The 6,275-nt window shown below is 65.6% G+C and carries 5 protein-coding genes; 3 read left to right on the top strand and 2 right to left on the bottom strand.

What is annotated here, in order from left to right:
- A partial coding sequence (locus tag AX672_RS15305; RefSeq protein WP_231731391.1) for a GcrA family cell cycle regulator occupies window positions 1-224 on the bottom strand: 224 nt, incomplete at its 3' end.
- Window positions 225-305: 81 nt separating this feature from the next.
- Here AX672_RS15305 and AX672_RS15300 point away from each other — a divergent pair.
- From AX672_RS15300 to AX672_RS15290, 3 genes are all read left to right on the top strand, one after another.
- On the top strand, window positions 306-1,148 hold the full coding sequence (locus AX672_RS15300; RefSeq protein WP_066652784.1) for an ABC transporter permease: 843 nt from the start codon (window positions 306-308) through the stop codon (window positions 1,146-1,148).
- Between the two features lie 85 nt (window positions 1,149-1,233).
- Window positions 1,234-2,286, top strand: a complete 1,053-nt coding sequence (locus AX672_RS15295) for an efflux RND transporter periplasmic adaptor subunit (RefSeq protein WP_066652783.1) — start codon at window positions 1,234-1,236, stop codon at window positions 2,284-2,286.
- A complete protein-coding gene (locus AX672_RS15290) occupies window positions 2,283-5,354 on the top strand; it encodes an efflux RND transporter permease subunit (protein WP_066652782.1) in 3,072 nt (1,023 codons plus the stop codon). Before AX672_RS15295 ends, AX672_RS15290 begins: the two co-directional genes overlap by 4 nt.
- Here the strand turns inward: AX672_RS15290 and AX672_RS15285 are convergent.
- Window positions 5,320-6,183, bottom strand: coding sequence for a hypothetical protein (locus AX672_RS15285; RefSeq protein ID WP_066652781.1), 864 nt, complete (start codon window positions 6,181-6,183; stop codon window positions 5,320-5,322). The genes AX672_RS15290 and AX672_RS15285 overlap by 35 nt on opposite strands.
- Window positions 6,184-6,275 lie beyond the last annotated feature (92 nt).

Raw genomic sequence — 6,275 nt, 5'->3', positions numbered from 1 at the left:
CGCGGGGCGGCAGCGACCGGCTCGGCCCGCGGGGCGGGGGCGGGCTTGGCTTCGACTTCGTTCGGCTTGACCGGCGACGGACGTGCCTGCAGCCCCAGCCGGTGCGCCTTGCCGATCACCGCGTTGCGGCTCACGCCGCCCAGCGTCTCGGCGATCTGGCTGGCGGTCAGGCCCTTTTCCCACATCGTCTTCAGCGTATCGATCCGCTCGTCGGTCCAGCTCATGCTCATCCTTCAAATCCTGCCTTGGTACCGGCGCATCCGTGCCGCCTTGCGGGGCGCGGCGCCAGCGATTAGGCGCAATCCATGTCCAGCTCGCCCGGAAATGCCCCCGAACCGCTCACCCCGCCCGGTATCCCGGCGATCCGGAACGTCAACTGGGGTGGCTTGCGAACGCTCTATATCAAGGAGGTTCGCCGCTTCTTCAAGGTCCAGCTGCAAACCGTCTGGGCGCCGGCGATCACGACGCTGTTGTTTCTGGTGATCTTCACGGTCGCGACCGGCGGCAAGCGCCCGGTGCAGATCGGCGGCACAGCGGTGCCCTTTGCCGATTTTCTCGCGCCCGGCCTGATCGTCATGGGGATGCTGCAGAATGCGTTTGCCAATTCGAGCTTTTCGCTGCTCGTCGGCAAGATCCAAGGCACGATCGTCGATTATCTGATGCCGCCGCTGTCGACTGGCGAGCTGCTGGCCGGGATGGTCGGTGGTGCAGTCACGCGCGCGGTCTGCGTCGGGCTTGCGGTGTTTCTGGCGATGCAGTTCTGGCCGGGCGTGCATGTCGTCCCGCAGCATCCGATCGCGATCCTTTGGTTCGGGCTGCTCGGCGCGGTATTCCTGTCGTTTGTCGGCATCCTGACATCGATGTGGGCGGAAAAGTTCGATCACGCTGCCGCCGTCCAGAATTTTCTGATTGCCCCGCTGACCCTGCTGTCGGGCACATTCTATTCAGTCGACCGGCTTGCGCCCGCGTTCCAGATGTTCAGCCATTTCAACCCGTTTTTCTACATCATCTCGGGGTTTCGATACGGCTTCCTGCTCGATGCCGATTCAAACATCCTGTTCGGCGGTGCCGTCGTGCTCGCGCTCGACTGCGCGATGGGGCTGTTGTGCTATGTGCTGCTGCGGCGCGGCTGGCGGCTGAAGAATTAAAGCAGCGATTGGCCTGTCCCAAGATAATTGAGTTTTAAATCGCCACTGAAATCGTTATGGCTGTGCCATGACGGGGAGAGCGGCGATGCGGCGTGCGGTAATTCTGGCGACGGCGGCCCTGCTCGCGGGGTGCGGCAAGCCTGCTCCCAAAACCACTGAAGCGCCTGCCGCGCCGCCGCAAGTGCGGGTGGCGCCAGTCGGCGGCGACCTGCAGGCAGCCGAGGTCACCGGCGTCGGCACGGTCGCGCTGCGGCGTGAGGCGTCGCTGGGCTTCACCAGCGCCGGCCGGATCCTGCGGATCAACGTCAACGAAGGCGACCGGGTGCGGCGCGGCCAGTTGCTGGCAGCGCTCGACACTACAACGGTCGCGGCCGACCTCGCCCGCGCACAGGCCGAGCGTGCGCGCGCGGCCGCCGAGTATAAACGGAGCGAGACGCTGATGGCGCAGGGCTGGATCACCCGGCCGCGGCTCGAAAATGCCAAGGCCGCGCTCGAATCGGCCGATGCGCAGGTGCGTGCGGCGGGCTTCCAGACGGCGAATGCAACGATCGTCGCGCCCGGCAGCGGCACCGTGCTTGCGCGGCTCAGCGAGCCGGGGCAGGTGGTCGCGGCCGGAACCCCGGTGCTCACCATCGGCGAAGAAGCGAGCGGCTATGTGCTGCGCGTGCCGCTGTCGGATCGCGATGCCGCGCGGCTTACCGAAGGCGCCCCGGCGACGGTGACGCTCGCCGCGCTCGGCGACCGGCCGATGACTGGCCGGGTAGTCGAAATCGGCGGCCGCGCCGACCGAGCGACGGGCACCTTCGTCGTCGAAATCGGCCTGCCCGACGATGCGCGGCTGCGGTCGGGCCAGATCGGCGATGCACGGATCGTCGCGGGTGGCGCCAATGAGCAATTGCGCGTGCCCGCCAACGCCGTGTTTGCCGCGCGCGCCGACGAGGCATTCGTCTATGTCGTCGATCGCGCTCGCAACAAGGTCGCGCTCCGCCGCGTCGGGATCGGCGAGGCCGATGACCGCGGCATCCGCGTGACGCGCGGGCTGGCGCGCGGCGAACTGGTCGCGACCTCGCGCGTCGACCGGCTCCACGACGGCATGGCGATCGTGCCGATCGGCCTGTCGCCCGGATCGGCACGATGAACCTGACGGCCTTTGCCGTCCGCCGCTGGCAGGTGACGATGCTCGTCTTCCTGCTGCTCGCGGCGCTGGGTGCGCAGGCGTTCCTGACCATTCCGCGATCGGTCGATCCGCATTTCCCGATTTCGGTATCGGTGGTGACGGTCGTGCTGCCGGGCGCCGATGCTGCCGAAATCGAGGAAACGGTCGCCAAGCCGATCGAGGACAGGCTGCAGGGCCTCGACCATGTTCGCGAGCTGCGATCGACCGCGACCGACGGCGTCGCGGTGATTTCGGTCGAATTCGAACACGGCACCGATGCCGAACAATCGCTCGACCGCGTCGTCCGCGAAGTCGGGTCGATCCGCGACCAGCTGCCGCAGGGCATTCTGCGCATCGATTATCGCCGCCCGCGCACGACCGAAGCGGGGGTGCTCCAGCTCGCGCTCACCAGTGAGACCGCGAGCTGGCGGCGGATGGTCAAATATGCCGATGACTTGCGCGATCGGCTGAACGTCGTCCCCGGCGTGCGGACCACTGCGATCGACGGTGCCGCGCGGCCCGAAGTGCGGGTGGCAATCGATGCGGGTCGGCTGGCGCAGGCCGGCTTGCCCGCGACGGCGGTCGCCAATGCCATCAAACAAGGGGGCGCCGACTTGCCTGCCGGGTCCGTGACCGGCGGCGGGCGGCGGTTCAACATCGACGCAGGCGGCGCTTTCCGCACCGTCGAGGCCGTGCGCGACGTGCCCCTGCGCGCCAGCGACGGCCGCCTGCTGCGTGTCGGCGATGTCGCGCAGGTCGATTGGGCCGAGGCCGAGCGGACCCACATCACGCGCTTCAACGGCAAGCGCGCGCTGTTCGTGACGGTGCGCCAGAAGGACGAAGTCGACGCCGGCACGCTGCGTGATTCGCTGGTTACGGCCGTGGGAGCCTTCCGCGCGCAGCTGCCCCCCGACATGAAGCTGGAAGTCGGCTTCGATCAGAGCCGCGACATCGATCGCAAGCTGACGCAGCTCAGCCATGATTTCCTGATCGCGCTCGGGCTGGTGCTGATCACGCTCTTCCCGCTTGGCTTCCGCCCCTCGCTGATCGTGATGGTGTCGATTCCCTTGAGCCTGGCGATGGGTCTGCTGATGCTGGCGCTGTTCGGCTATTCGCTGAACCAGATCACTATTTCGGGCTTCATTCTGTCGCTCGGGTTGCTGGTCGACGATTCGATCGTCGTCACCGAAAATATCGAGCGCCACATCCGTGACGGCGATCCGCCGATTTCCGCCGCTGAAACCGGCACGCGCGAGATCGGCCCGGCGGTGGCGGGGGCTACCGGTGTGCTGCTGTGCGCTTTCATGCCGCTCGTCTTCCTGCCCGAAGGCGCGGGTGATTTCGTGCGCGGCCTGCCGGTATCGGTGATGCTGACGGTCGCGAGTTCGCTGATCGTGTCGCTGACGATCATCCCGTTCATTGCCAGCCGCATGCTGAAGCCGCACGCGCCGGAGGGCAATGCGGCCTTGCGCGTGGTGATGGGCGGCATCCACCGCATCTATGCGCCGATCCTGCACGGTGCGCTCAACCGCCCGCGCGTCTGGTTCTATGGCGCGATGCTGCTGTGTTTTGGCGCGTTCGGGCTGGTGCCGGTGCTCGGCTTCTCGCTGTTTCCCTCGGCCGAGACGCCCTATTTCCTCGTCCGGGTCGAGACGCCCGAGGGCAGCAGCATTGCCGCGACCGACAAGGCCGTGCGCGAAGTGGCGACGATCCTGAAGGCCGAGCCCGCCGTCACCAATGTCATGGAAAATGCCGGGCGCGGCAATCCGCAGATCTTTTACAACATCACGCCGCGCGAGGAGCGGCCGCGCTACGGCGATGTGTTCGCGACGCTCGATGAATGGAATGTGCGCGAAAGCCCGCAACTGCTCGCCCGGTTGCGCGGCAAGCTCGCCGCCTATCCCGATGCGCGTGTCACGCTGATCGTGTTCGAAAACGGCCCGCCGCTCGAAGCGCCGATCGCGATCCGCATCAGCGGCCCCGACCTCGACGTGCTCAAACGCCTGTCCGATCAGGTAGTGGTTGAAATGGCCAAGGTGCCGGGGGTGCGCGATGTCGACAGCCCGCTCGCCTATGACCGGCTCGATCTCGACCTCGGGCTCGACGAAGCCAAGGCCGCGCTGCTCGGCGTGGCGCCCGGCGAGGCGCGCCGCGCCGTGCGGCTGGCGATCAGCGGCGAAAGTGCGAGCCAGCTGCGCGACAACGAAGGCGACAGCTGGCCAGTCGTTGTGCGGCTGCCGCTCGATGTCGCGCAGCCGGTGTCGGCGCTGGGCGATGTCTATGTGCCGACGACGGCGGGCGGCAGCGTGCCGCTGTCCGAAATCGCGACGCCCAGGCTAAAGAGCGTGGCGCCGCAGATTACCCGCTACAAGCTCCAGCGGACTGTGACCGTCACGGCCTATAACCAGCCGGGGACGCTGACCTCCCGGCTCAACAAGGCCGTCGAGGCGCGGCTGCAGGCCATCAAGCTGCCCGAAGGCTATAGCTTCGGGATCGGCGGCGAGGCCGAGGCGGCGTCGCGCAACTTTGCGGGCCTCGGCCCGGTGATTCTGCTGGCGGTGTTCGGCATCATCGGTGTGCTGGTGCTCGAATTCGGGCGCTTTCGCGAGACGGCGGTCGTCGCGGGCGTGGTCCCGCTCGGCACTTTCGGTGGGCTGATCGCGCTGTTGCTGACCGGCAATTCGCTGTCGTTCCTCGCCGTGATCGGCTTCGTCGCGCTGATCGGCATCGAGATCAAGAATTCGATTCTGCTGGTCGACTTCACCACCCAGCTGCGCGAGCGGGGCATGGCGCTGCGTGAAGCGATCGAGACGGCGGGCGAGATTCGCTTCCTGCCGGTGCTGCTCACCTCGGTGACGGCGATCGGCGGGCTGCTGCCGCTCGCGCTGGGTGGGTCGGCGCTTTACTCGCCGCTCGCTTGGGTGATCATCGGCGGGCTGGTGAGCTCGACGCTGCTCAGCCGTATCGTCACGCCGGTGATGTATCTGCTCGCGGTGCGCCGCACCGAGGGCGAGGTCACACAAAATCCTGCGCCGACGACCGCCAAGTGAGCGTCTGCATTTCCGGGAATTTCGCGATCCCGGCACGCAGTTGCTGGCGGCGCGTCTTCCATTCGGGCGCACCAATCGCAACGAGCTTCTCGAACGGTGTCGATGTCTTGAGCGCCGTTGCAATCTCGGCCCAGGTGCCACGCCCCTGGTGAAGAATGTCGGCGATGACACAGCATTGCGCTGCTGGTCGTCCGTCGATCAGTTTGCGTCGATCCGCTTCGCGCATGAAACCGCGATAGGTTTCGATCATCTGCTTGATCTGAAGCAGCCGCGCACTCCGCTGGGCCGTTGTCCAGTGAATCAACTTGGCGGCGGCGATCACTTCGGCATCTTCGACGCCATCTGATGATGGATTCAGATAGCGCATAAGCGGCGTCGTATCGTTCTTCGTCTCCAACAGGGTCGTCGTGCCATTGTCCGCGCGCCGCGCGATCCGGCCATCGACCAGCGTCAGACCCGGGAAATAGTCGTCGGCCTCTGGAAGCGCGAGCATCGCGCGGAAGTAACGGACGAAATCACCGTCGGGCACATGGGCGGCAAATTGGCTGAAGCCAAATGTAAACGCCGCCCGATCGTAGGTATTGAGTGTCAAGAAACTACGACCTTCGCACCCAGCGGTCGGGTCGATGAAGCGCGCCCAGAATTGATGCTCGCCAGTATAATTTTCCGAATTATACAGCAATTTTGTGAGTTTGCTGCCCGAGAAAATATTGAAGAGTCCTACCCGTGTCTTGTAAGTCGTCTGCCGACCCACGAAAAAATTTGGGCCATTATCTGCCGAGCATGAAAAGTCCGACCCGTTTCGGATGATCTTGAACACGATCGACATCGACTCGCTCTCCTTGGAATCATCATGACGAAGTTAACGTCATTACTTTAACCGGACAAGTCAGCTTCTCGACGCCGCGAGCGACTCGCCGA

The organism is Sphingomonas sp. CCH10-B3 (genome assembly GCF_001556185.1).
Classification (GTDB): domain Bacteria; phylum Pseudomonadota; class Alphaproteobacteria; order Sphingomonadales; family Sphingomonadaceae; genus Sphingomonas; species Sphingomonas aquatica.
Note: the sequence above shows the minus strand (reverse complement) of the source record. Positions and strands in the feature narration are given on the sequence as shown.